Genomic DNA, 25,622 nt, shown 5'->3' on the forward strand with positions numbered 1-25,622 from the left:
GCCAATAACGCTTAATAAAACGCTTGAATACCCGTTTGTGCACGGCCTAAAATAAGCGCATGAATATCATGGGTACCTTCGTAGGTGTTGACCGCTTCTAAGTTCATGACGTGGCGGATTATGTGGAACTCATCAGAGATGCCGTTGCCGCCGTGCATGTCACGTGCCACGCGAGCGATGTCTAAGGCTTTGCCGCAGTTATTACGCTTAATGAGTGAAATCATCTCAGGCGCGGCATTGTCTTCATCCATCAGGCGACCGACACGCAGTGCCGCTTGCAAACCTAAAGCGATTTCTGTTTGCATATTGGCAAGTTTTAACTGTACAAGCTGGGTTGCAGCAAGCGGACGACCAAACTGCTTACGGTCTAGCGTATACTGACGCGCCGCTTTCCAGCAAAATTCTGCCGCACCCATCGCGCCCCATGCGATACCATAACGGGCCTTATTTAAGCAGCCAAACGGTCCTTTTAGACCACGGATATCTGGGAAAGCATGGGCCTCAGGGACAAACACCTTGTCCATAACGATTTCACCGGTAACTGAAGCACGTAGTGAAAATTTACCTTCAATCTTCGGCGCCGATAAGCCTTTCATACCTTTATCTAAAATAAAGCCGCGAATCTCATCGGCGTCGTCTTTTGCCCAAACGACAAATACATCAGCGATAGGACTGTTGGTAATCCACATCTTATTACCCGTCAGCTCATAACCGCCATCAACCGCACGCGCACGGGTCGACATCGAGGCCGGATCTGAGCCTGAATCTGGTTCCGTCAGACCAAAACAGCCGACATACTCGCCAGTGGCAAGTTTCGGTAGATACTTTTCTCTTTGCTCTTCGGTGCCATATGCCCAAATAGGATGCATAACTAAGCTCGACTGCACGCTCATCGCCGAACGATAACCTGAATCCACTGCTTCGACCTCTTTGGCAATCAGACCGTAGGCAACACTTGATAAACCGGCACAGCCATAACCGTCAATCGTCACGCCAAGCAGGCCCATCTCACCCATTTGACGCATGATATTACGATCAAAGTCCTCGTTACGATTGGCCTCTAAAATGCCAGGCATCAGCGCTTTCTGAAAAAACTGACGGGCGCTGTCTGTGACCATACGCTCTTCATCAGTCAGTTGGTTGCGTAATAAAAACGGATCTTCCCAATCGAAACTTGGACGCTTAGATGTTGCCATGTGGATCTCCTTGATGTCAGTCTTCCTGACCGACGCATCGTGATTAATAAATAAATTGACTGCACAGGTTATTGACTTACATGTGCTGCTGTGCGAAACTAAGTTTCATAATATGAATCTATTTAAGCAAAGTTTTATGACGCTGTAAACCTTTATCAAAAAAAATGAGCATAAAATGACAAAAAATGTATCGGCAGCTCTGCCACTACTCGATCGAATGACCACTATTCTTGTGCAAAGTAAGGACGATAACGATAGGCAGTTTGTCACCGCACTGGGCCGTGGACTGACTTTATTGGCAGCCTTTGAGCAGCATAAGCAGCTTAGTCATCAGCAATTGTGCCAGATGACCGCCTTGCCAAAAGCCACCATCACTCGGCTTATTCATACCTTGATGACGCTTGGATTTTTACGTATGACCGAGCACGGACAATATCAGCTGGGCAGTAGCGCGGTGCGATTAAGTGCTACCGCGTGGAGTCGACATGACATGGTGGCAACTGCTGAACCATTGCTGCGGCAATTTGCAAGTAGCAATGAAGTATCGGTGAATTTGGCCACCGAAGTCGAAGGAGAAATGCGCTATCATGCTTGCTGCCGAAGCCCTGCTCGCCTGTCAGTTAATCTGCAAGTTGGCTCAGCCGTACCTGTCGCCCGCACTGCCATTGGTCGTGCTTTTTATGCAGTAAGCTCGCCAGCGAGACAGTCGGTGATTCGTAATAATCTACAAGAGCATTTATCCAAAGAAGAGTATGACCGCGCGCAATCTGCGTTAAGCGAGGCGACGGAGCATTATGTAAAATACAGCTATACGGTATCAGATGGTGAGTTTTCTACCGATATATTGGCAGTTGCCGTTGGCGTCTTTGACATCGCAACTGGGCAGTATGCATATTCGCTCAATGCCAGTGTGCCAAGTGCTAATTGGCAAGCGGAAGAATATGCAGCGATGATTGTGCCAAAATTGCAGGTGTTGGCTGAAAGGATTGGCAGTGGGTTTTAGAAAAGCTGAGTGGATTTATTTATTTTTCAGCGCTGTATAAAGGTATTGGTAATGCGATGAGAGCACAAAATTATTTGGTGGAAGTGCTATATAATTTTCGGCAAGTGGTTTGTGTTAAAGAATGAGAAGCGCTAAACTTTAAAGCAAATATCAATAATAATAAAAGTATTGGAGTCAACCATGAAACTCGCCGAAGCCCTCCTCATCCGTAGCGATATGCAAAAAAAGCTCGCCCAAATTAAAGGGCGTATTCGTAGCAATGTTAAAGTCCAAGAAGGCGACGCGCCAAACGAAGACCCAAACGCGCTGATGATTGAAGCCAGTCAAGTCATTACTGAATTATCGGCTTTGATTGAACGTATTCACCGAACTAACGCTGTCGCTCAGACCAATGAAGGTCAATCGATGCTGACACTATTGATCGAACGTGATACCTTAGAGATGCGCCATAAGTTATTGATTGAGGCCATTGAAGCCACTGATACCGAGGTTGACCGTTATAGCCCTCGCGAGATTAAATGGCATATCATGGTTTCGGTTGCCGGTTTACAAAAGCAAGCCGACGACATCGCGATGAAACTACGCAAGATTAATATCGTCATTCAAGCCAATAACTGGCAAATTGACCTTGTTGAATAAGTATTTTTAAACCATTGATATGAGAATTTTCTGTCCGTTTTATTTATTTAACAATACTATTCGATAATAAACGGATAGACTGCCCCTTTGGAACCGACTGGGCGAGTGTCAGACCCCAAACCGCCACAGCAGGGGGTTGAAAACATACTGTAGTGGCTGCTACGCGTTGCGGGCAAACGCTTTTTTTACCATTCATGCCCTGCACCCGTCACAACTCACAAGGCACTATTTAGACCTTACTACCAGACACTGACAGTCGGTTTCAATCTTATTTTTAATGCTTTTCGTTATTGCCATTGAGTGCCTTTTCCTTATCTTCGACGCCAAATCATCAGCAGAAAATCATTTGAAATAATCAATCAGAGCCGATTACGTCTAAAAACTGTTATTTTGAGCGCAAAATTAGCACTCTGTTACCCAATTAAACCGTCGCAGTGATATCATATGTGTATGATATACGCGATAAATTTAAGCAATTAATCTATTCTTAATAACCATGTTTATGACATGGTTATTTTGTTATGGATACTTTGTTTTTTATCATCGCGTTTTTATTATTTACGTAACACTGTTGAGTATCGTTATGCCCCAATCTCGTACCAATCTAAACCCAAAACCCAAACAGGATTCTCCTTATTTAGTTGGCGTCATGTTGCGCTACAGTACTTTTGCCGCCGCGAGCCTGCTGTTTATAGCAGGGCTGTTATTGATGAATTGGTGGCTGATTATTCTTGGCGGATTGGGTGTGGGTTTGGGGATTTATGATGTCATACAGGCAAAGCATGCCATCTTAAGAAACTATCCAGTCGCTGGGCATATTCGCTATGTGCTTGAAGATTTTCGCCCTGAGATTCGTCAGTATTTATTAGAAAATGACAAAGAACAAGTGCCGTTTTCACGCCAGCAGCGCGCGCTAGTGTATCAACGAGCCAAAAACGTCAGTGATACCAATGCTTTTGGTACGCTTGATAATTTATACGCGCACGGTAAAGAATGGTTTTTGCAATCAGCGGTCAGCCAACCGTTAGAAAATAAAGACTTTCGTATTATCGTGGGCGGTGAGCGCTGTCAACAGCCGTATGATATGTCGGTATTTAATATCTCAGCGATGAGCTTTGGGAGTTTATCGGCCAATGCCATTATGGCATTAAACCAAGGCGCTAAATTGGGCGGCTTTACCCATGACACCGGCGAAGGCGCCATCAGCCCTTATCATCGTAAGTTTGGTGGCGATTTAATTTGGGAGCTGGGTACCGGTTATTTTGGCTGCCGTGATGAGCTTGGCAATTTTGACCCGCAGTCCTTTGCCGAACAGGCAACCGATCCGCAAGTAAAAATGATTGAGATTAAACTCTCGCAAGGTGCAAAACCAGGTCAAGGTGGCGTACTGCCAGCAGAAAAAATCACGCAAGAGATTGCGGATACGCGCCACGTGCCGATGGGTAAAGACTGCGTGTCGCCCTCTTCGCACAGTGCTTTTAGCACGCCGCGTGAGTTGGTAACTTTTTGGCAGCAGCTACGTGATTTATCAGGCGGTAAACCGGTCGGCTTTAAGCTGTGTGTCGGTCAGCCGTGGCAGTTTATGGCGATTGTAAAAGCTATGATAGAGATGGACAATTATCCTGACTTTATCATCATTGACGGCGCTGAAGGCGGTACAGGTGCAGCGCCCGTTGAATTTATGGACAACGTCGGTATGCCGATGGTTGAAGGCTTTATGCTCGTGCATAATACTTTGGTTGGTGCAGGTATTCGCGATAAGATTAAGCTTGGCGTTAGTGGTAAAATCGTCTCAGGCTTTGATATTGCGCGTATGATTGCGTTGGGTGCTGACTGGTGTAACTCGGCGCGCGGCTTTATGTTTGCCGTTGGTTGTATCCAATCGCGCTCATGTCATACCAACACTTGCCCGACTGGCGTTGCTACCCAAGACCCGTATCGCCAAAAAGCTCTTGATGTACCAAGTAAAGCTGAGCGCGTGGCAAGTTTTCATAAAAATACGCTAAAATCACTTGCCAGTATCGTTGGTGCGGTTGGTCTTCAGCATCCAAGCCAATTACAGCCGTATCATATCGCCCGCCGTTTAGACGATGGCCAGATTAAGCTGTTATCAAAGTTTTTTTACTTTGCCGACCAAGGCGCCCTGCTTGAGGAAAATGCTCGCGCCGACGTCTTTAACCAAATGTGGGTGATGGCAAATCCTGATAGCTTCCTTGCCAATAACGATGCGCTGATTGCTTATAACAAAGACTCGCGTGATAAAGGTAAAGAAACCAATGCCCCAACCACCCAGCACCCCGATGATTCGGTAGATCTCATCGATGGTGGTCTGTTAATTGGTAACGTCAATAATACTTTCCGCGAAATTCCGCCATTAGACGATTAAGGATTATGGCGTTTTTTAGACCATCTAACGTTATCCTATAAAAAGATAAGTCATCGATGCCAAGTTCTATATTTAGGTTCCCTTACTCATTGTTGGCGGCAGCGCTGGTTGCATTAAGCATCAGCGCTTGCCAGCCAGCAGAAGATAATAACCATGACGCGATAAGTAGTGATGGCAAAAATTGGTCATGTCAGGCGCAAAACACGCCCTTTGCCTATAGCGTTTGCCGTATTGATGCAAAGGCGCTGACCGACACGCGTTATTCATTACAGCTATTTTGGCAACAGAGCGATAGCAATGCTGATAACAACCAGCCGCTACTGACTTTTGATGCTTTATTAGCATCGCTACCTTCTAACCAAACCCTTAACTTTGCCATGAATGCTGGCATGTATAATGAAAATTATGCGCCGATTGGCTATACGGTTATCGAAGGTAGGGAGCTGCGCGCATTAAATATTAAAGAAGGCGGCGGCAACTTTCATCTGTTGCCCAACGGCGTCATGTGGTGGGATAAATCTGGCAAAGTACAGATTACCGAAAGCAAAGTGCTAGATGATCAGCTCAAAAGTGGTAAAGCACAACCTTGGTATGCGACGCAATCGGGTCCTATGTTAGTCATCAATAATGAGATTCACCCGCAGTTTAAGTCTGACAGCACCTCGCTTAAGCTACGTAATGGCGCCGGTGTTTGCAGTGATGGCAGCATACAATTTGTCAATAGCGAGGCGCCGGTGAGTTTTTATCAATTTGCCGCGCTGTTTAAAGATGAATTAAGCTGCCCAAATGCCTTATTTTTAGATGGCGGTATCGCTTCGGCACTCTACGCACCAAGCATTGATAAGCACGATAAAAAAGAGATGGGCGTGATGATTGGGCTGATAGAAACGAAAAATTAGAAACAAAGAATTAGCAAAGCAAGAGTCAAAACAGAAATTAGAAATTAGAAATTAGAAATGAAAAAATAGCCGCTATATTTTATAACGGCTATTTTTATGCGTATTTACAAAATAAATAAAGTAAATGATTCTTACACCTGTCCCTTAGCGCGCTAGATAATTGGTCATCTCTTCCACACCATGCAAGGTCATCGGATACATTTTATTGTCGAAGAGCTTTTTAATCTCAACGATGGTTTGAGTGTAATTCCAATACGCAGGATTTTCAGGATTGAGCCAAGCGACTTTATCAAAATGCGCCAGTACCCGTTTTAGCCAAACAATGCCCGCCTCATTATTCATATATTCGACACTACCGCCAACCGTCATCAGCTCATACGGCGACATCGACGCATCGCCGACAAATATCACCCGATATTCGCGACCATAGGTATTGAGCAGCTCATAAGTCGGCATCGGAGCGCTGTGGCGACGATTATTGTCTTTCCAAACATAATCATATAAGCAGTTATGAAAGTAAAAAAACTCTAAGGTTTTAAACTCGTTTTTGGCCGCAGAAAACAACTTTTCCAATGCTTCGACGTGAACATCCATACTGCCCCCAACATCAAATAGCATCAGCACTTTGACACGGTTGCGGCGCTCAGCTTGCATATGAATATCGAGCACACCTTTTTTTGCCGTACGCTTAATGGTTTCGTGAATATCTAGCTCATCGGCGCTGCCGGTACGTGCAAATTGGCGCAAGTTACGCAGTGCCATTTGGATTTGGCGCGTGCCAAGCTGATTGTCATCATCGAGATTGCGATATTTACGCTGCTCCCACACTTTGGCAGCGCTGCGTTTACGTGACTCACCGCCGACGCGCACGCCTTCTGGATGGTCGCCATAAGCACCAAATGGTGACGTACCGCCAGTGCCGACCCATTTACTGCCACCTTGATGACGCTCTTTTTGCTCTTTAAGACGCTCTTCTAGCGCTTTCATCAACTCCTCTAATGAGCCGTATTTTTTTAGCAAGCGCCGCTGCTCTTCGGTCAGATTTTTTGGATCAAGCTTTAAATCTAGCCATTCTTTCGGAATATCCGTCAACTTTGCAAGCAGCTCATCCATATCAAGACTATCGACGCCCTCAAAATAATCTGCCATAGCACGGTCAAATTTATCAAAGTGACGCTCGTCTTTGACCATACAAAGCCGAATCAGTCGATACATATCCTCGCGACTGGCAAAAGTAGATAGCTCTGGGTTTTCAGGATGCGGCTGCATCGTCAGCCCTTGATCTAAGGCCGCGTTTAGGTCAAGCAGCTCACGCGTACTGACCGGCACGCCGTAGGTACGCAGGGTATAGAACAATTTGATAAACATAAAAGTCGCATCACTTATTGGCTGATAGAGTTACGAGTTGGACTGCTTCATTAGCGTCAATTATGACAAACGAGCTATCGCTTAACGACGCATCATATTGGCAAAACGCTGCAATAAACTCACATCGGCTTCGTTTTTCAGCAGCGCGCCATATAGCGGCGGAATAGACTTTTCCCCGCGTAAGTTTTCTTCCAGCTCCTTTTGTGCCATATCATCAGCGAGCAATAACGTTAACCAATCGACCAATTCTGAGGTTGATGGTGGCTTTTTAAGTCCTTGGATGTTACGCAGTTTATAAAAAATATCGAGCGCATCATTGACGAGTTTTTCTTGGATATTCGGGAAATGCACCTCAATGATTCGGCGCATGGTATCTTCTTCTGGGAAATCGATATAATGGAAGAAACAGCGGCGCAAAAACGCATCTGGCAGCTCTTTTTCATTATTTGAGGTGATGATAACCACCGGACGCTGCTCAGCAGTGATGGTCTCGCCCGTTTCATAAACGTAGAAAGACATTTTATCGAGCTCATGCAGTAAGTCGTTTGGAAACTCGATATCGGCTTTATCAATCTCATCAATCAATAACACACTGCGCTCACTGCTCGTAAAGGCTTCCCACAGTTTACCAGGCTTGATATAGTTGCCAATCTCATACACCTTGTCGTCGCCTAATTGCGAATCACGCAAGCGCGATACGGCATCGTACTCATACAGCCCTTGCTCAGCTTTAGTGGTCGATTTAATGTGCCAAGTAATCAGCGGCATCCCTAAACTCTCCGCCACTTCTTCAGCCAGTAACGTTTTACCCGTACCCGGCTCGCCCTTAATAAGTAGCGGCTTTTGTAACGTCATTGCCGCATTAACGGCCAGCTGCAAATCATCGGTAGCAATGTAGTTTTGCGTACCGGTAAAGCTTTTTTTCGTTTTATCAGTCGTGCTCATAATACATTCTCAGTTATTAGAAAAAGTTATTAAAATCAGTTATTGTTATCCGTTAAATATAGTAGAAAGCTTAGAGAAAGTCGTTAGCAGATACCTAATTATTTAGATTAGCACAGTGCCATTAATTGCCAAAGTACTCATGCGTTCGTAGTTATCATTGACTGGCTGTACAGCCGATAAATGAGTATAAAAAAAGACACGCAGGGTGTCTTTTGTCTAATAAATATCTACAGCAAAAAGCTTTATTACTCATATCTATTATTTGCGGTCTTTTTTTAAGCTAACCTCAGCTTTAGGCTTACTTAATTCATTCTTAGCCAATTCAGATTTAGACGACAATGCTGAATGATCAAACGACTCTGATAAACCCGCATCGTCTGCTAAATAATTACCAGTAGTCAATTGGGCAGTCGCTTGCGCATCATCCGCCGTACGGCTGCGAGCTTTATCCAAGCTGGACTCAAACGCGCCGCGAATCAGTTGCCAGACAAAACCCACAAACAAGCCCACGACCAACACCACTAAAATCGGCAGCATATTGGCTATCGCGCCAGCCGTATCTTTCATCATAATCGCATAAACGACACTGATACTCGCCGGCGCAATCACACTAGGATCACCAAGCGCCGTACCAGGTGCGAGCAAGACGGCGAACAACATCATCCAGCTCATACCACCAAGCGGGCGCGGCAAAATACGAGCAACCAACAACCAGAGTATCAAAACGATAATCACGCCGCCAAGATACGCATACATAGGTAAGTCTGCGGGCGGCACATCTTTGACCAGTTGCCCCCACCAAATCGTAATCTCACCGAGGATATCACTGATAGCGCCTATCGGTAAGCTGTCTATAATGCTTTTTAACCAATCCATGCGTGTTTCTTTACCTGCGTTTATTACCTGCGGCGCGTAAGGCGTCAAGCGGTATAGGGTAAGTTTTGTCAGACTAAAAATTCGACAAAACACATAATCATCAACTGCACTTAATGATGCGTATTTGATAGCGATTAGTTTATCACGACTTGCTAGCAAAATGCATAAGCGCAAATGTTTCGTCGCTTTTTTGATGCATTTAAGCCAAGTTTCTTAATTTTAAAAAAAGTCTCTTAATTTCAGAACCTCTATCAATCGTAGATATTATCCTGCGCTTCACGAGCGCGTAGCTCAGCTTGACGGCGCATGACATCTTGCGGCGGCAACTGCACAAAATACCCTTGCGACTTTAGTTTTGTCAGCACTTCTTCTTTGTCAACGCGCGCCAATTTTGGCGTGCTCGCCAAGTCTAAATGCATGACAAACTGACTACGCCCTAAGCTTGCCCGAAACTCTTTTGGCAGTACACCAAGCCAGTCTTTAATCTCATCGGTATCATCAGGATAATCAGGGCGAGCAATGTAAACATACATATCGTCGTGTTTGGGAAATTTATAAATATCGCAATGCATAAAAACAACCTATCAGAAACTATCGCCATAGATTAGCATATTTGCGGCTGCAATCAGTAGTCGCTTTACGTTTTGCTATGGTAAATCACTGTAAAGTCCGCTAATTTAATGACCTTTTACACATGCTATTTATTCATAAATTTGTCAGCGCTGCTGCTAAAAATTTGTTTTTAACAACATTATCGACTTTAATGCGGCAGACGGCTTGTAAAAACAGCCTGAACCTTTCATAATAAAAACGTTTTTCAGGAGAGAGTCTTGGGCATTATATTAAGTGCGCTTATATTTACGAGCTGCGCTAATCACTGCTTGATGACCACCGAAGGCGCATACACCCTGCCAATCGCTCAGGTAAAAGGACTGAAAAACATATGTCATGACTGTTTTACTGCTATCACAACTGCATAGCATTCCAAAACATAAGGCATAACAAATCTGGAGAGCGGTAAGGACGGACGACGCCTTACCCACCGAAGGGGAGAAAATGCGACATCATTTGCTTGGACTTTTTAAGGCTTTTGCTTTAAAAAATCACAATGATGGTTCGTGTTGAAAATCTCAGGTTACAGGACAGATAGGGCTTTTGCTTAAACCGACGTTTGGCGTCTGTTTGGCTGATTGTTCTATTTTTTTGTACGGCCCTTGGTTGCACTGCTTGCGCCCTGCAAGATTGCTACTCACTACTATGATACTGCACATCGCTCATTACTCTACCGAGTACGACTGATGTACACATAAGGATTTGTTATGACCGACACTCACAATACCAGTTCTCACAATACCAGCGCTTCCGCCCCTAAACGCACGCCCCTTTACCAGTCGCACCTTGATAGTGACGGCAAACTGGTGGATTTCTCTGGTTGGGAATTGCCAATCCATTATGGTTCACAAATCGAAGAACATGAAGCTGTGCGTACCGATGCCGGTATGTTTGATGTCTCGCATATGGTGGTTGTTGATGTTAAAGGCTCGGATGCCAAAGCATGGTTGCAAAAGCTCCTTGCCAATGATGTCGATAAATTAAAAACCGTCGGTAAAGCACTTTATTCTCCAATGCTCAATGAGCAAGGCGGTATCATTGACGATTTAATCGTTTATCTGATGAATGAAGACGCCACCGAATATCGTATCGTGTCAAATGCGGCTACCCGCGATAAAGACATGGCACAATTTGAAAAAGTTGCCGAAGGTTTTGAGGTTGCTTTAACGGAACGTGATGACTTGGCTATGCTCGCGGTCCAAGGCCCGAATGCCGTTGCAAAACTGGCAGAAGTCAAACCAAGTTGGGCAGATACATTGGCTGCCCTTAAGCCTTTCGTTGGTGCTGATTTAACCGATACCGAAGGCAAAGATTGGTTTGTGGCGCGCACTGGCTATACAGGCGAAGACGGCGTTGAAGTGATCATGCATGGCGATGATGCACCAGCATTTTTTGAGCAATTAAAAGCCAATGGCGTCAAACCTGCTGGTCTTGGCGCGCGTGATACCTTGCGTATGGAAGCGGGCATGAACTTGTATGGTCATGATATGAATGAAGAAACCAGCCCTTACGAGTGCAACATGGGCTGGACACTGGCGCTAAAAGACGAGCGCGACTTTATCGGCCGTGAAGCCTTAGTAAATAAGCGTCAACAAGCGAAAGATGACAACAGTGCCATGAAGCAAGTCGGTTTGCTATTGACGACGCGTGGTGTGTTGCGTGAAGGCATGACCGTGACCATCAATCAAGGCACAGATAATGAACAAACGGGTCTTATTACCAGTGGCACTTTCTCCCCTAGCCTAAAAAATTCGATTGCTATTGCCCGTGTCCCTGCCAGCTTATCAGATGACGATAGCGTGCAGGTCGATTTGCGCGGCAAGGGTAAATTCGTCGACGTCCGCGTTGTCAAGCTGCCCTTTGTGCGTAATGGCAAGCAGCAATTTGACTGATATCCTTGTCACCTTTTATTATGAGCGTCCCTTGTTTTTATTAACCATTCTCTATCATTTAGGAGAGAGACCATGAGCAACATCCCAGCAGAACTAAAATACATCGCTAGCCACGAGTGGCTGCGCCTAGAAGACGACGGTACGATTACAGTTGGTATCACTGACCATGCTCAAGACTTGCTCGGTGACGTGGTGTTTGTTGAATTACCAGACGTTGGCGATATCATCGCGGTTGATGACGAAATCTCTGTGGTTGAGTCTGTAAAGGCGGCCTCTGACGTTTACGCGCCTATTTCAGGCGAAGTGGTTGCCATCAACGAAGCATTAGAAGATGATCCAGAAATCATCAACTCTGACCCATACGGCGAAGGTTGGTTCTTTAAAATGAAGCCTGACAATATCGCTGACTACGAAGCTTTGCTAAGTGCTGATGAGTACGAAAACGAGCTGTAATAGTAAGCTAATAGGCGCTAATTAATTAAGCTATCGCTATTTTTAATATTAAAAACACAACTTGTTATGACAGATATTGGCGTCAGCTGGTATCTGTGCGCCTTTTCTTAACATACTTAGCCTTAGCGCTCAATTTAGCATTTGCACTCGCCCGCTCATTTTTGGGCCGTACTCATTGAGCAAAGAATATTAACCACGCACCTCAAGTATCTCGACACACAAACCTAGCCACGCACTCAATCCCAGCATGGATTTTCATATGACCCCTGATACTAATAAGCAAACCATTATTGCGACGCCTGATCATACCCCGCAGCTACAAGCGTTTCGCGATGTGGTTGAATCACGCCGATCTGTGCGTCGTTTTACCGATACCAAGATACCAGATGACGTTTTAGCAGATTGCTTACGTTTGGCCATGCTCGCGCCGAACTCAAGCAACCTGCAGCCTTGGGAATTTTATGTAATTGATGATGCGGATAAACGCAAACGCTCAGTAAAAAACTGCATGAATCAAAACGCGGCGAAAACCTCAGCGCGCTTGATTGCGGTCGTTGCGCGTACCGACATTTGGCACGATCACGCCAAGCAAATTTTACGCGAATATCCGGATACGCCAGTGCCAAAAAAGGTCAAAGATTACTACAACAAAGTTGTGACCATGGATTTCTTACGCGGACCAGTCAACGTTATATCAGCGGCCAAATGGGGCGCAACGCAAGTCATCAGACGCATAAAAGGTCCGATTAAATCGCCTTATTATACCTTTGAAGACACCAAAAACTGGGCCACCAACAATACTGCTCTTGCAGCCGAAAACCTCATGCTTGCTTTACGCGCGCACGGTTTTGATAGCTGTCCGATGGGCGGCTTTGATGAGCCTGCGATGAAACGCTTATTAAATTTAAGCGACGATCACCATATCATTATGATGATTGGTGCTGGCGAGCGCGCTGATAATGGCGTCTACAACACCCAGTTCCGCTTTGACCAAACTCAATTTGTCCATTACGTCTAAAACCGTAAACCGTTATTATTTATTCGTTATTTTAGCCATCTCCTTTATCATCCCTTTTATCAAGGACTGTTATGACTATCTCTCAAAACCCAACGTTTGATACCTTTCAAGGTTTATTCAACGAAGCTGAATTTGTCTATCGTCATTTAGGCTCAAATGATACCAAACAAGCCGACCTATTAAATGCCGTTGGTTATCAAGATATGGCAAGCTTTATCAATGATACCGTGCCTGAACCTGTGCGCTTGCATAAAGAGCTAGATTTACCTGTGGCCATGAGTGAACACGCCGCGCTTGCTAAACTACGTACCATGGCAGACGATATCACGGTTAATAAGAGCTATATTGGTCAAGGTTACTCGCCTGTGCGCATGCCAGCAGTGATTCAGCGCAACGTCCTTGAAAATCCAGGTTGGTACACTGCTTACACGCCTTATCAAGCAGAAATCGCCCAAGGTCGCCTAGAAGCACTGCTTAACTTCCAGCAAGTTTGTATTGATTTAACAGGTTTGGAGATGGCTGGCGCGTCATTACTTGACGAAGCAACGGCTGCGGCAGAAGCGATGGCCATGTCGAAGCGTGTGAGCAAAAGCAAATCAAACCAGTTTTTTGTGGATGAGCGTATCTATCCGCAAACCTTAGATGTCATTAATACTCGTGCCAAATATTTTGGTTGGGAAGTGGTGGTTGGTGATTTCGAACTGGCTAAATCAGGTGATTATTTCGGTGCTATCTTCCAATACGTCGGTGTTGAAGGCGATGTAAAAGACTTAACCGATGTTATTGCGGCGGTAAAGAAAAACAAAACTTATGTGAGCGTTGTCAGTGACATCATGAGCTTGGTGCTATTAAAGTCACCAGCCGATATGGGCGCAGACGTAGCACTCGGTAGCACTCAGCGTTTTGGTATTCCGATGGGTTTTGGTGGTCCACACGCCGCCTACTTTGCCTTCTCGGATAAAGCCAAGCGTTCAGCACCTGGTCGTATCATTGGTGTCTCTAAAGACTCGCAAGGCAATACCGCGCTACGTATGGCACTGCAAACTCGCGAGCAGCATATCCGCCGCGAAAAAGCCAACTCAAACATCTGTACCTCACAAGTATTACTTGCCAATCTAGCTGGTATGTATGCCGTTTATCATGGTCCAAATGGCGTTAAGCGTATCGCCACTCGTATCCATGCGTTTGCGACTGCCTTTGCTGATGTTATTAAAGGCGCTAACGATAGCAATTTAAATGTGGTACATGATCAATTCTTTGACAGTGTCGTCGTTGATTGTGGTTCAGAAAAAATGGCAACGCAGATTTTTGAAAACGCCGACAATATTGGCTACAACTTATGGCGTCTTGGCGACACCAAATTAAGTGTTGCCTTTAGTGAGACTAGCGATGCGCAAGATTTTAATGTCTTAACGCAACTATTTGTCAGTAAAGCTCATGACTTGCCAACAGAAGCTCGCGTGTCACTCGATGGCGCTCACTTGCGTAGCGATGACATCTTGACCCATCCAGTCTTTAACTCGCATCATACCGAACATGAAATGCTGCGCTACTTAAAATCGCTTGAAGACAAAGATTTGGCGATGAACCGTAGCATGATTTCACTCGGTAGCTGTACCATGAAATTGAATGCGACCAGTGAGATGCTACCGATTACGTGGCCTGAATTTGCCAATGTGCATCCATTTGCGCCACGCGGTCAAGTGACTGGCTACATTGCAATGATTGATAGCTTGCAAGAGCAATTAAAAGCCATCACAGGTTTTGATGAAGTGTCTATGCAGCCTAACTCTGGCGCTTCAGGCGAATACGCTGGTCTCTTAGCAATCCGTCGTTACCATGAGTCATTGGGCGAAACGGACCGTGATGTTTGCCTAATTCCAATGTCAGCGCACGGTACCAACCCTGCTACCGCCATGATGATGGGCATGCAAGTCGTCGTGGTGAAAACCGATGAAAACGGTAACGTAGACATCGATGACTTGACCGCCAAATGTGAAGAGCACAGCGCGCGTTTAGGTGCCTTGATGATTACTTATCCATCGACACATGGCGTATTTGAAGAAGGCATTCGTCATATTTGTGATTTGATTCATAAGCATGGCGGTCAAGTATACATGGACGGCGCCAATATGAATGCGCAGGTCGGCATGATGCAGCCTGCTGATGTCGGTGCAGACGTACTACATATGAACTTGCACAAAACTTTCTGCATTCCACATGGCGGCGGCGGTCCTGGCATGGGCCCTATTGGCATGAAAGCACACTTAGCACCATACATGGCCAACCATACGTTGAGCCCTGTACATAATGCGCAAAATGATTGCTCAGCTGTATCAGCAGCACCTTATGGTTCAGCGAGTATCTTACCTATCTCATGGATGTACATCGCGATGATGGGCCGTGATGGTCTGCTAAAAGCCACTGAGCTTGCATTATTAAATGCCAACTATGTTGCCAGCCAGCTGAAAGACCACTACCCTATTCTTTATACGGGTAAAAATGGCCGCGTCGCTCACGAATGTATCATCGATATTCGCCCGTTAAAGGAAGAAACTGGCATCACCGAGAGTGATATTGCTAAACGCTTGATGGATTATGGTTTCCACTCACCAACGATGAGTTTCCCAGTTGCAGGCACCTTGATGATTGAGCCCACTGAGTCTGAATCTAAAGAAGAGTTAGATCGTTTTATCAGTGCGCTACAATCTATCAAAAATGAGGCAATGAAAGCCAAAGCTGGCGAAGATGGTTGGACATTAGAAGACAATCCACTGGTCAATGCACCGCATACCGCGGCGATGATTACTAGCAGCCAATGGTCACATCCGTACAGCCGTGATACCGCTGCATTCCCACTGCCTTACATCCGCACCCATAAGTTCTGGCCGAGTGTGGCACGTGTTGATGATGCTTACGGCGACAAGAACCTCATGTGTTCTTGCCCAAGTATCGAAAACTATATGTAGTTTTCAAACAAAGATAAATAGTTGATATAAAAACAAACCTCCAAGTCAGTAGCTGATTTGGAGGTTTTTATTTTGTATTTACTTTATCTGACTTATTATGCTCTTAGCATTATTAATTCTATATAAAACAGAGGATGACCAGAATAGCCTGCTACTGGTATCTTGCTTGCTGTGCGACTTCGTCACTGTAGATATTACGTAAAACTCATCTCACCAGCGCTTGCTTCTTTTCAAATTTAATCAACCATAGTTAATTAAAACCACAATTGTTTCTATAAGCAAACGCTTTATAATGATCTTCTCATTTAATCTTATGTGGAATAGCTAAAATGACTCGTGCAAATAAAAATACGACAGTGTCTAATCACGAGCCCATTCAGCTTGAAGGTGTCATACTCACAGCAGGCATCATGTTTTTTGCTGCTCTAGCCACAGTTATCAGTATCTATTTTAATGACTATAAGTTAAACATCAGCTGTGAAAAAAAACGACATAACGAAATCGCAATCTGTCAAGTTGTTAAAGTAAACCTACTTGACCAGAAGACTGTGTTGTTTAATGATCAACCTATTACTACTGCTAATGTATTAGGAGTATCAGTTTTTAACAGCAGTCCTAGCGCAGTTAGTAATAACTTCCAAAAAAAGCTGTGCAAAGCACAATTATATGGTATTTATAAAGAAGTAATTTGGAAAACTCAGCATTATAATGGATGGTGGGAACAAAACTGCTTTGGATATGATGATAGTGGCGCCTTTGTAGATTATTTAGAAAATCAAGAAATTGAAGAAAACAGAAAGCTGAGTCACAACTACCAACTTGTTGTCTATAAACATTGGGATAAGTACTTCCTAAGCTTTCTAGGTTGGGCATTTGTTTTCTCGATTATCCTTATTATATATTGCTATATAAGGTTGGGAATAGAGCTCCGTAAAATGAGTCAAACTTGAACTAGATTAATATACATAGATTATATGAGTTATAAAGACTGGTTCTTCATATTTTTAGTATTTTTTTTATATGTTACTAAAACTATTTTTACTTTGTTGGAAAACGCCATGCCACAAAAAAACCGCGTCATTCTCATCCATGGTCTGCATCAAACCGCTTGGATTATGCGGCCATTGGCCAAACGCTTGCAAGCAGCAGGGTCTAATACCCACCAATATGGCTATCGTAGTATGCGTGATGGCATCAAAACCAATAGTGCGCGATTAAATGATTGGCTAGAAAAGCACCATCACCCTGACCAGCCAATCGATTTGGTCGGTCATAGTTTGGGCGGTTTGATTATTCGTGACTTTGTCACTAAATATCCACAATGGCAAATTGGGCGTTGCGTAACGCTCGGGACACCGCATTTAGGTAGTGTTTGTGCAGATTATATTTGGCGCCTAACCCCAGCTGTGGTGGGACGCTCGTACATCGATGCGCTAGATGGAACCGTCGCGCCCTTACCGGAGCATATTACCTTAGGCGTGATTGCCGGTAATCGTCCTTATGGCTTAGGGCAGTTATTTTTGCAGTATCATAATCGCAAACTTTGTAAGACAAATAATATGCCATCAGCAGAACATCTACTACACGATGGCACAGTATATATAGAAGAAACTAAAATAGAGGCAGCCACTGATCATATTGTCTTGCCCGTCTCGCATACTGGCATGCTGGTCGATAAAACAGTGGCCGCACAAACCAAGTATTTTTTGCAATATGGACAGTTTAAACGCTAAGCTTAACCAAGCCTCATATATGAGATTGTCTTAAGCTTTTATGCCCATACCCTGCTGCAACTCGGTTTTGTGCTGCTCAATCACCGGTATCAAGGTTTGTATAACCCAGTCATTGCGCCAGCCTTTTAGCCCTTCTGGCAGCTCGCTTAAATCTTTATCAAAGGCAATCACTTCATAGAGCTGCGCGAGCCACTTTTTACGCATCAAGACATTGGCCGGTACGCCAATTTTTTTGGCTTGCTCATCGATTGCTTGTTGTACCGCTTTTGACAGTATTTTATTTTTTGAGCGATACGGCGGCAACAGACAATCTGGATGCTCAGCAGGATGCAGGTTTTTTGCTTCTTTAATCACCTTTAGCAATTCTTCACCATATAAGCGCAGCATGCTACGGTGCATGGTGGTTTTATGCGCAAGCTCGCGCATACTGCTGGGTTTTTCCGTAATGATTTCACGCATGGCTTGTTTTTTGATCACAAAGGTGCGCGGTTGATTGGTCGCGCGCGCCAGCTCCTCGCGCCACGTCGCAACCGCTTGTAGTATCGCCATTTGCTCCGAGGTATAACGATAATCTGCCATCGTTAGGTACATCTCATCATCTGCCATATGCTGGGCGTCATATAAATCCTTGGCATAAAGCTGGCAGTCCGCCCATACATATTTAAACAGACCTTGCTTTTTTAATTCGTATTCAAGGCTCAAATAAAGCGCGGGCAAAAAGCGTACGTCATCTATCGCGTACTGCTTTTGCTCATCTGACAGCGGACGCTGTAGCCAATCAGACTGGCTTTGTTCTTTATCAATGTGCATATCTAACTGCTCATCAAGCGCCTGCTGATAGCCCATTTGCAACTGCCCAGTCAAATACGATAGCGCAATTTGCGTATCAAAAATATTGGTCAATGGCGGACAGCCAGACAACAGATAAAAAATCCCTAAATCTTCGCCGCATGCATGCCAAATTGCCACGTCCACTTTAGCCAACGCTTGCCACAGCTCAGCCAATTGCAACTGCGGCGCATCCAATAAATATACATGGTTACCAGTATTGAGCTGTACCAGTGCCAAACGCGGATAATAGGTATCGCGCTTGATAAATTCGGTATCTAACGCCACCCGCCCGCAAGTTGCCAATGCATCGATAACTTCAGCCAAATCTTCCTGCTTACGTACCCAAGTAACAGCCGCCTCATCGGCGGCATCTAGCAGTGCATCGATATCTGGCTCTGGCGGCAAATCTGCTGCTTGTGTATCACTATTTATTGCTTGCTTTACTAAATTGTCATCACTAACGGCATTTTTGGGAGTACTTGATTGAGTAGAGGCGGTTGGAGCGCTTGAAACTGTTGAAACATGGTTTGACACGGGCAGATACCTGCTTAAATAGAAGAGAATAAAACGCTAAACCGCGCCTTAATAAAATGAAAAAAGAATTATAACAATATCATAAAATCAGATGAACAAAATTTTGTTTTAAAAAAGCAGTGATATCAGAGAGACAGAAACATTACAAAAATGAGCGATTTTGCATCGCTTGCCCAAGGGTCATACTATCAAGATATTCAAGCTCGCCGCCCATCGGAACGCCTTGCGCCAAACGGGTGATTTTATTGACATGACGGCTGACAGCCTCACTGATAAAGTGGGCGGTGGTTTGACCTTCGACCGTTGTACCGGTCGCTAAAATTAACTCTTCAACCGGCTCTTGCTTCACCCGCCAGACCAACTGGTCGATATTTAAATCGTCGGCACTGATGCCGTCTATTGGCGATAAGTGACCACCTAAGACGAAATAACGTCCACGGTAACCCGCCGTTTGTTCAATAGCCATCACATCTGCTGCGGTTTCAACCACGCACAGCAAGCCATCATCACGCCTTGGGTCTTGGCATAATGGACAAATCGCCTCGTCACTAAAACTATGGCAGCGCTGGCATTCGACAATCTCACGCATCGCCTCATCAAGCGCCTGCGCCAGTGCCATGCCTTGCGGACGTTTTTTGGTGAGCAAATGCAGCGCCATACGTTGGGCGCTTTTTTGACCCACGCCCGGCAAAATACGCAGCTGTTTGACCAGCTGATCAAATTTGGCTGTCAGCAAAGTAGCTTCCTTTATTTAACTTAATTTATAAATCGTAGCTATAAAAATGGGGTCGTATCGTGTCGATAACAACCCCATTTTTGTGTTCAAGCGGCAGTTTTTATACTTAAAAACCATTATTTAGAACAGACCTTGCATACCTGGTGGTAAACCCATGCCTGAGGTCGCGCCAGCCATGGTTTCTTCGTAGAGCTCATCGGCTTGGCGAACTGCATCATTGATGGCCGCAGCGATTAAATCTTCAATCATATCTGGCTCATCTTCCAACAGGCTTGGGTCGATGGTCAAACGTTTGACCACATGGCGACCTGTCATGGTGACTTTTACCAGACCGCTACCCGCTTCGGCTTGTACTTCTTTGGTAGCCAGCTCTTTTTTGGCGTTTTCAACGTTTGCTTCGACTTTCTTTTGCATCGTTTGTGCTTGTTGCATCAATGCTTGAATATTCATAGTTGCCTCTTTGTCTTTTATAGTAATAAGTAATTATTAATAGCTAATGATAATTAATAACGTAAAATTTATGCGTTAACGGTGATTATACCGTTATCTTTACAAACTGTCTAAACCACGCGCCAAATCTTTGATGATATCTTCCACATCTTCCAAACCAACCGACAGACGGATAAGGCTATCTGTCACACCTGATTCAGCGCGCGCCTCGGCGCTTAGGCGAAAATGGGTGGTGGTTGCAGGATGGGTAATCGTGGTTTTGGCGTCGCCCAAGTTGTTAGTAATCGAGACCATTTGCGTTGAGTCAATCACATGCCACGCCGCCGCTTTTTCGTCCCTTTTATTTGAATGAGCACTGGCTGACGGTTTTACTTCAAAACCCATGATAGCGCCGTAGCCACCCTTCATATGATGCTGACGGGTCGCAAGCTCATGCGCGGGTTGGTCGCTTAATCCTGAAAAATGTACCGTGCTGACATTGGGATGATTGACCAAAAATTCTGCCACTTGATTGGCATTTTGACAATGCGCCTGCATACGTAATTTTAGTGTCTCAAGCCCTTTGGTAAAGACCCACGCATTAAACGGGCTCATGCTGATACCACCCGAGCGTACGACAGTAAACGCTTCTTGCATCAGCTTATCGTTACCGACTAAGGCGCCCCCCAAGACGCGACCTTGCCCATCTAAGTATTTGGTTGCAGAATGAATGACCACATCGGCGCCCAAATCTAACGGTCGCTGCAGCGCGGGCGTGGCAAAGCAATTATCGACGACCAATAAAATATCACTGGCTTTACACAGCTTGCTTAAATAACCGATATCGCAAATTTGCGCGAGCGGATTGCTTGGGCTTTCGCAATAAATCACCTTGGTATTTGGCTGCACAGCCTTTGCCCACGCCTCATTATCAAAGCAATCAACGTAGCTGACTTCAACGCCAAACTTTGCCATATAATTATTAAACAAACCAATCGATGAGCCAAATAACTGATTGGCTGCTAGCAGATGATCACCTGCTTTGAGATATGCCAAACACATGGTCAAAATCGCCCCCATGCCTGATGCGGTCGCAACGGCGCGCTCGCCATTTTCAAGCGCGGCCAGACGACGCTCAAAGGTGCGCACGCTAGGATTGGTATGACGCGAGTAGACGTTACCCGTTTTGCTACCATTAAAATGCGCGGCTGCATCGGCGGCCGACGTATAAACATAAGAGCTGGTAGTAAAAATCGGCTCGGAATGCTCGCACTCATCGGTACGATGTTGCCCTGCCCGCACCGCGATGGTTTGCATGCCATAATCAAGATCTAAATTGAGCGCATCATCGCGCCAGTTGGGGTCTAATTTATTCAAATTGCTATCATCATGCGCTTGCGATTGACTCATAAGTTTTCCATTGCCCGGGTGATTGTTAAACAGACGGCTTATTTTTGATTATAAACACCATTCATTCGCGTTATCATAGCATGGCAACTTATTCCAAACAGCTGGTTTCAAAGGCATGCTAAATATTATTTTTGCATAGTGTTTGGCCCTTATTTATCATTAAGCGTTTGTTATTAAGCGTTCGTTATGAAACTTCTGTTATTGGGCAATCGTTATTAAGCAGTTATTATTAAATAATTTTGCCAAAACGGGCTCATATATTTCTAACGACTCAATGCAAGAAAATGCAAGAAAAAACGATGACTGTACGATTTCTAAATCATAGCCAGATAAGGTGCTGTAAGCCAAAAAAATAACGTATTTACAATAGGCACAGGTGATGACAGCTGCTAAGCTTAGCGGCGCTTTGAATTTTGCCTTGAGCGAGACTGTCACGCGCTCCATAATCAGTGCTATCATCGGTAAAAACAGCAAACACACTCAAGCCCATCTTTAACAAGCGCTTCATTGTATCTAGGTCCACTAAGGTCACTCATTTATGTCGATGTTCAGTATAGAACCCGTTAACTTATCATTGAGCTTAACACTCGGACTCACCTTAGGTCTTAGTGGCTGTCAGAGTTTACCAAAACAGCCCCATTTACCTGAAAGCCAAGCTTTATCGGCGCGTATTGATGCCTTATACCAACAAGGCAGTCGCGAGCAAAACAATTATCAAAAAAACGGCCAACAAAACAGTCCAAACCCTAATGCAAAGACGGATAGCACTGACCTAGTCGCCGCTATTAGTGAACAAAACGAGATTCACCCTGATTTATCCGGTTATCATCCGATTGTGACCGGTGCCAACGCCTTTGCTTCGCGCAGTATTTTGACCAGTATGGCGACGCGTAATATCGATGCTCAATATTATATCTGGCACGATGACCAAGCTGGACAGCTGATGCTAAAGGACTTATGGGACGCGGCCGAGCGCGGTGTTATCGTTCGTTTGTTGTTAGATGATTTTAATAATAGCGCCAAATTCGATCAGCATTTATTGCGTTTTGCTAGCCACCCAAATATCGCGGTACGTATTATTAATCCATTGATGTACCGTAAATTTCAAACCTTGAACTATGTCACGGGTTTACCGCGCATCAATCGGCGCATGCATAATAAAAGCATGACTTTTGATAAGCAAATCACCATCATTGGCGGGCGTAATATTGGCGATGAATACCTAAGCAATGATACAAACAGCCAATTTGCCGATTTAGACGTTTTACTTATCGGTAAAGTGGTCGCTGACATTGACAACAGCTTTGCCAGTTATTGGTCAGCGCCCATCTCCTTTGATATCCAAACCCTTGCCACCCTTGATAAGGGTGAAACCACTGATTTCTTAGAGGGTTTAGACAAACTAAGAGCCGATGAAAAAAACAACAGTAAGAGCAGCTTAGACGTCTATAAAACCGCTATCGAAGATTCCTCTATTGATAGTGACCTAATTAATAAGCGCGTGCCCTTTCGCTGGACTGACATGCAGTTTTTAAGCGATGACGTCGGCAAATTGACCAAAACTGTCCCAGCCGATACCAATCTGGTGCATCAGCTGCGTACCTTATTGGGCAGTCCGACCAAACGTCTGACGATTATTTCATCCTATTTTGTCCCAACCAAAGATGGGGTCAATACGCTGGTCGAGCTGGCAGAAGCGGGAATTGATATCAAGATTTTGACCAATTCTTTTGATGCCACCGATGTGACCGCTGTGCACTCTGGCTACAGTCAATGGCGCCCAAGCTTATTGCGAGCTGGAGTAAAAATCTACGAGCTAAAATCAACCGCTTCTGAAGAAAAACGCGAAAACAAGCTTTGGAAGGCGCGCAGTCAATCGTCTACCAGCTTGCATGCCAAGACTTTTGCCGTTGACGACTACCAAGTATTTATCGGCTCATATAACGTCGATCCGCGCTCCGCCAACATCAATACCGAGATGGGCGTGATTATCAATGACGAGGAGCTGGCAAAACAATTGCATAGCGCGCTCAGCGATGAATTATTGGGTCAAGCCTATGAAGTTAAGTTGTTAGAAAATGGCAGTTTGCAGTGGCATACCGTAGAAGCGGGTGAAAAGGTCGTTTACGATTCAGAGCCGCGCGTCGATATTAGTGATCATGTTTGGCTGGCCATCATGTCATGGCTACCGATTGATTGGTTGTTATAGATAGCCAATACTTTTATCGCACGATTGTTATTTCATACGCTTTATTTACCCATTTTAATAAACCCCTCTTTAAGTGGATGCGTGATCTATTATGCCTTCTCGTTCTCAATATGCTCTGATGTCTTCTAAAGATAGAAATGCCGTACTGTTTATTTGTTTTAGTAGCGCAGTCGCGTTTTTTGATTTTTTGATTTATTTATATCTTGCCGATATCATAGCCGCTGCCTTTTTTCCTGCTAATACCAGCGCGGCGATGGCGAAAATACAAGGGCTTGGGCTATTTGCGATTGGGTATTTGGCACGTCCGTTTGGCGGGGTTATCTTTGGGCGCTTTGGTGATATCAGTGGACGAAAACCGATATTATTAATGAGTATTTTGGTGACCGCTGCAAGCTTGTTGGCGATGGCCTGCTTGCCAACCTATGCGCAATGGGGTATGGCTGCGCCTGCTTTATTCATTATTTTACGCCTAATACAAGGGATGGCGTTTGGGCTTTTTGTGCCGCTGGCTTGGGTTTTTGTGTCAGAGCATGTGCCGCGCCAATATTTGTCAGTCGCCTGTAGTTATGTGACGGCAAGCTTTTTTGTCGGTGTACTATTTTCCAACGCCTTTTTTCTTTGGCTAACCAACTCCATGACCACAGAGCAACTGGCCGCTTATGGCTGGCGGGTACCATTTTTTATGGCGGCCATCCTAAGCGTGCTGCCTTTATTGGCATGGCGCTGGATAGATGAATCGCCATTTTTTATCGCCATGAAAGCCGCAAAGCCGCGTGATTATATTGCCAAACCCTTTATCCTGCTCTTTAAGCATTGTAAGCATTCTATCTTTATCGGCTTGCTACTCACCTTTATCATAGCCAGTATCACCACCGTTATCATTCTACTCCTACCCGATTTAATTGAGCTGCGTTTTACCTTGGATAATGATTTATTTGGCTTTTCACACAGTTTAGGCATCGTATTTATGATTTTCGGCTGTGTGTTTTACGGGATCATATCCAACCATCAAAACTTTGGTAAAGTATTGGCCATTGGTTCTATCTTATTGATTGCGCAGATGTTTGCATTCTTTTATCATCTACAAGCAAGTGGCGATTACATTCTTATCATGTATGCGCTGTTAGGGTTTTGTGCGGGTATTGTGGGCATGGTTCCGGCCATTTTGGTACAATTATTTCCCACCAACGTGCGCCTGACAGGTATGGCACTTTGTTATAATGTTGCTTATGGGATTGTCGGAGTGTTGGTGCCTTTTGGGCTTGGTTACGCCACTTTATATATCAGCTTTTCGCCGGCGCTATACATTGCCTTTGTAGGCTTTATCGGCATTATCATGGGCATTTATTTTTATAATTTGCCTGAATTCAAAAAAATTGATGAAGTGATTTAGAGAATAATTACTGAGTTTTTCCCTATTTTTGCTTTGTTATTGATTTTCCTATTATTTAACTTAACCCCAGTTCGGGATAAGCCACATTGTA

General features: G+C 44.7%; 23 protein-coding genes and 2 riboswitches. Of the genes, 12 read left to right on the plus strand and 11 right to left on the minus strand.

What is annotated here, in order from left to right; all coding sequences use genetic code 11:
- Window positions 1-11 precede the first annotated feature (11 nt).
- Window positions 12-1,196 carry an acyl-CoA dehydrogenase gene (locus IQ457_RS08495; RefSeq protein ID WP_200662818.1) on the minus strand — a complete coding sequence of 395 codons (1,185 nt, stop codon included), beginning with the start codon at window positions 1,194-1,196 and terminating at the stop codon, window positions 12-14.
- 175 nt (window positions 1,197-1,371) lie between these two features.
- Between IQ457_RS08495 and IQ457_RS08500 the strand changes: the two genes are divergently transcribed.
- Both IQ457_RS08500 and IQ457_RS08505 read left to right on the plus strand, forming a co-directional pair.
- A complete protein-coding gene (locus IQ457_RS08500) occupies window positions 1,372-2,199 on the plus strand; it encodes an IclR family transcriptional regulator (protein WP_200662819.1) in 828 nt (275 codons plus the stop codon).
- Between the two features lie 180 nt (window positions 2,200-2,379).
- Window positions 2,380-2,838 carry a DIP1984 family protein gene (locus IQ457_RS08505; RefSeq protein ID WP_102076625.1) on the plus strand — a complete coding sequence of 153 codons (459 nt, stop codon included), beginning with the start codon at window positions 2,380-2,382 and terminating at the stop codon, window positions 2,836-2,838.
- Window positions 2,839-2,881: 43 nt separating this feature from the next.
- Here the strand turns inward: IQ457_RS08505 and IQ457_RS08510 are convergent, their stop codons facing one another.
- A complete protein-coding gene (locus tag IQ457_RS08510; RefSeq protein WP_190295508.1) occupies window positions 2,882-3,034 on the minus strand; it encodes a hypothetical protein in 153 nt (50 codons plus the stop codon).
- A 387-nt stretch (window positions 3,035-3,421) separates the two neighbouring features.
- Here IQ457_RS08510 and IQ457_RS08515 point away from each other — a divergent pair, with 387 nt between their 5' ends.
- Together IQ457_RS08515 and IQ457_RS08520 are read left to right on the plus strand one after the other, a co-directional pair.
- The gene (locus IQ457_RS08515) at window positions 3,422-5,224 is read left to right on the plus strand and encodes an FMN-binding glutamate synthase family protein (RefSeq protein ID WP_200662820.1); all 1,803 of its coding nucleotides are present in this window, start codon (window positions 3,422-3,424) and stop codon (window positions 5,222-5,224) included.
- Between the two features lie 56 nt (window positions 5,225-5,280).
- Window positions 5,281-6,123 (plus strand): phosphodiester glycosidase family protein, encoded by an 843-nt coding sequence (locus IQ457_RS08520; protein WP_200662821.1) that lies wholly within the window; start codon window positions 5,281-5,283, stop codon window positions 6,121-6,123.
- A gap of 144 nt (window positions 6,124-6,267) precedes the next feature.
- Here the strand turns inward: IQ457_RS08520 and IQ457_RS08525 are convergent, their stop codons facing one another.
- From IQ457_RS08525 to IQ457_RS08540, 4 genes are all read right to left on the minus strand, one after another.
- On the minus strand, window positions 6,268-7,491 hold the full coding sequence (locus tag IQ457_RS08525; RefSeq protein WP_200662822.1) for a vWA domain-containing protein: 1,224 nt from the start codon (window positions 7,489-7,491) through the stop codon (window positions 6,268-6,270).
- Window positions 7,492-7,572: 81 nt separating this feature from the next.
- Window positions 7,573-8,436 carry an AAA family ATPase gene (locus IQ457_RS08530; protein WP_200662823.1) on the minus strand — a complete coding sequence of 288 codons (864 nt, stop codon included), beginning with the start codon at window positions 8,434-8,436 and terminating at the stop codon, window positions 7,573-7,575.
- A gap of 258 nt (window positions 8,437-8,694) precedes the next feature.
- Entirely contained in the window at window positions 8,695-9,312 is a 618-nt protein-coding gene (locus tag IQ457_RS08535) for a hypothetical protein (RefSeq protein WP_200662824.1), read from the minus strand.
- A gap of 251 nt (window positions 9,313-9,563) precedes the next feature.
- Window positions 9,564-9,884, minus strand: coding sequence for a YcgL domain-containing protein (locus IQ457_RS08540; RefSeq protein ID WP_102076631.1), 321 nt, complete (start codon window positions 9,882-9,884; stop codon window positions 9,564-9,566).
- Window positions 9,885-10,120: 236 nt separating this feature from the next.
- Window positions 10,121-10,257: riboswitch (glycine riboswitch) on the plus strand.
- A gap of 52 nt (window positions 10,258-10,309) precedes the next feature.
- A riboswitch (glycine riboswitch) is annotated at window positions 10,310-10,468 on the plus strand.
- A 163-nt stretch (window positions 10,469-10,631) separates the two neighbouring features.
- Between IQ457_RS08540 and gcvT the strand changes: the two genes are divergently transcribed.
- From gcvT to IQ457_RS08570, 6 genes are all read left to right on the plus strand, one after another.
- Complete coding sequence (gene gcvT / locus IQ457_RS08545) at window positions 10,632-11,816, plus strand: glycine cleavage system aminomethyltransferase GcvT (protein WP_200662825.1); 1,185 nt, start codon at window positions 10,632-10,634, stop codon at window positions 11,814-11,816.
- A 72-nt stretch (window positions 11,817-11,888) separates the two neighbouring features.
- A complete protein-coding gene (gene gcvH, locus IQ457_RS08550) occupies window positions 11,889-12,269 on the plus strand; it encodes a glycine cleavage system protein GcvH (protein WP_068404068.1) in 381 nt (126 codons plus the stop codon).
- Between the two features lie 259 nt (window positions 12,270-12,528).
- Window positions 12,529-13,287 (plus strand): nitroreductase family protein, encoded by a 759-nt coding sequence (locus tag IQ457_RS08555; protein WP_200662826.1) that lies wholly within the window; start codon window positions 12,529-12,531, stop codon window positions 13,285-13,287.
- Between the two features lie 71 nt (window positions 13,288-13,358).
- Window positions 13,359-16,256: an aminomethyl-transferring glycine dehydrogenase gene (gcvP, locus tag IQ457_RS08560; protein ID WP_200662827.1), complete on the plus strand. Its 2,898-nt coding sequence runs from the start codon at window positions 13,359-13,361 to the stop codon at window positions 16,254-16,256.
- A 329-nt stretch (window positions 16,257-16,585) separates the two neighbouring features.
- A complete protein-coding gene (locus tag IQ457_RS08565; protein WP_200662828.1) occupies window positions 16,586-17,206 on the plus strand; it encodes a hypothetical protein in 621 nt (206 codons plus the stop codon).
- A gap of 108 nt (window positions 17,207-17,314) precedes the next feature.
- A complete protein-coding gene (locus IQ457_RS08570; protein ID WP_200662829.1) occupies window positions 17,315-17,989 on the plus strand; it encodes an esterase/lipase family protein in 675 nt (224 codons plus the stop codon).
- A gap of 30 nt (window positions 17,990-18,019) precedes the next feature.
- Here IQ457_RS08570 and IQ457_RS08575 read toward each other — a convergent pair whose 3' ends face one another.
- The 5 genes from IQ457_RS08575 to IQ457_RS08595 all read right to left on the minus strand — a co-directional run bounded on the left by IQ457_RS08575 (window position 18,020) and on the right by IQ457_RS08595 (window position 22,452).
- A complete protein-coding gene (locus IQ457_RS08575) occupies window positions 18,020-19,354 on the minus strand; it encodes an HRDC domain-containing protein (RefSeq protein WP_200662830.1) in 1,335 nt (444 codons plus the stop codon).
- Between the two features lie 142 nt (window positions 19,355-19,496).
- Complete coding sequence (recR, locus tag IQ457_RS08580) at window positions 19,497-20,090, minus strand: recombination mediator RecR (protein WP_200662831.1); 594 nt, start codon at window positions 20,088-20,090, stop codon at window positions 19,497-19,499.
- Window positions 20,091-20,210: 120 nt separating this feature from the next.
- Window positions 20,211-20,540: a YbaB/EbfC family nucleoid-associated protein gene (locus IQ457_RS08585; RefSeq protein ID WP_200662832.1), complete on the minus strand. Its 330-nt coding sequence runs from the start codon at window positions 20,538-20,540 to the stop codon at window positions 20,211-20,213.
- 99 nt (window positions 20,541-20,639) lie between these two features.
- Window positions 20,640-21,929: an O-succinylhomoserine sulfhydrylase gene (locus IQ457_RS08590; RefSeq protein WP_200662833.1), complete on the minus strand. Its 1,290-nt coding sequence runs from the start codon at window positions 21,927-21,929 to the stop codon at window positions 20,640-20,642.
- A 361-nt stretch (window positions 21,930-22,290) separates the two neighbouring features.
- Window positions 22,291-22,452 carry a hypothetical protein gene (locus tag IQ457_RS08595; RefSeq protein WP_200662834.1) on the minus strand — a complete coding sequence of 54 codons (162 nt, stop codon included), beginning with the start codon at window positions 22,450-22,452 and terminating at the stop codon, window positions 22,291-22,293.
- Window positions 22,453-22,467: 15 nt separating this feature from the next.
- Here IQ457_RS08595 and IQ457_RS08600 point away from each other — a divergent pair, with 15 nt between their 5' ends.
- Window positions 22,468-24,138, plus strand: a complete 1,671-nt coding sequence (locus IQ457_RS08600; RefSeq protein ID WP_200662835.1) for a phospholipase D family protein — start codon at window positions 22,468-22,470, stop codon at window positions 24,136-24,138.
- 91 nt (window positions 24,139-24,229) lie between these two features.
- Window positions 24,230-25,531, plus strand: a complete 1,302-nt coding sequence (locus IQ457_RS08605; protein WP_200662836.1) for an MFS transporter — start codon at window positions 24,230-24,232, stop codon at window positions 25,529-25,531.
- Window positions 25,532-25,622 lie beyond the last annotated feature (91 nt).

The sequence above is a fragment of the Psychrobacter sp. M9-54-1 genome, assembly GCF_016613355.1.
Taxonomy (GTDB): Bacteria; Pseudomonadota; Gammaproteobacteria; order Pseudomonadales; family Moraxellaceae; genus Psychrobacter; species Psychrobacter faecalis.